The organism is Streptomyces sp. YS-3 (assembly GCF_045257485.1).
Classification (GTDB): Bacteria; Actinomycetota; Actinomycetes; order Streptomycetales; family Streptomycetaceae; genus Streptomyces.
Genome location: NZ_JBJHPC010001087.1, coordinates 1 through 951, shown reverse-complemented (window position 1 = coordinate 951; position 951 = coordinate 1). Strand labels below are relative to the sequence as shown.

Here is a 951-nt window from a genome sequence, read left to right as displayed (position 1 = left end):
GGCTGCGTCCCGGGAGGCGTCGGGGGGGCCGGAGCGCTATCGTCGAGCAAGTTCACCTACCCCGGCCGCACTTGAAGGTGTCCCTCGTGTCGGTTCTCGTCCTCGCTCTCGCCGTGGGCGCGGCCTGCTGTCTGGGCTTCGGGTTCGTGCTCCAGCAGGATGCCGCCCAGCGGGCCCCGCTGAGCGACTTCCTCTCGCCGCGGCTGCTGCTGGACCTCGTACGGGTGCCCCGCTGGCTCGCCGGGATGGGGCTGATGATCGCGGGCATGGTGCTCGGCGCGCTCGCGCTGGGCCAGGGCGAGGTCTCCCAGGTGGAGCCGCTCCTCGCCACCAACCTCTTCTTCGCCATGGCCCTGTCGCGCTGGCAGACCAAGCAGACCCTGGGCCGCCAGGGCTGGGCGGGCCTCACCCTGCTCGCGGGCGGGGTGACCGCGTTCATGGTGGCGGGGCAGCCCGTCGGCGGCGACGCGGTGGCCGGACCCCTGCGGCACTGGCTGATCGTCGGGATCGTCGTCGGGATCGCGCTCCTGCTCACCGTCTTCGCCCAGCGCTCCCGCCTCAGCGCCGGCCCCACCCTCCTGGCCGTCGCGGCCGGCTCGCTCTACGGCCTCCAGGACGCCCTGACCCGGGTCAGCGGCGAACGTTTCCGGGCCGACGGCTTCGCCCACATGCTGATGGGCTGGCAGCCCTACGGTGTCCTGGTGCTCGGTGTGAGCGGTCTGATCCTGGTGCAGAGCGCCTTCGAGACCGCCCCGCTGCGGATGTCGCTGCCCGCCCTCACCGCCGCCCAGCCGCTCGCCGGGATCGCCTGCGGCGTCGGATTCCTGGGCGACGAGCTCCGTACCGACGCGGCGGCGCTCGCCTGGGAGGCGTGCGGGCTCGCCGCCATCGTCGCCGGGATCATCCTGCTCGGCCTGCACCCGGCGATGCCGTCGGGCACCCGGCCCAAGG

General features: G+C 73.8%; 1 protein-coding gene. It reads left to right on the top strand.

The genetic code is table 11. From position 1 onward, the window contains the following. Nucleotides 1-86 precede the first annotated feature (86 nt). A partial coding sequence (locus ACJA3G_RS37645) for a DMT family transporter (protein ID WP_406557495.1) occupies nt 87-951 on the top strand: 865 nt, incomplete at its 3' end.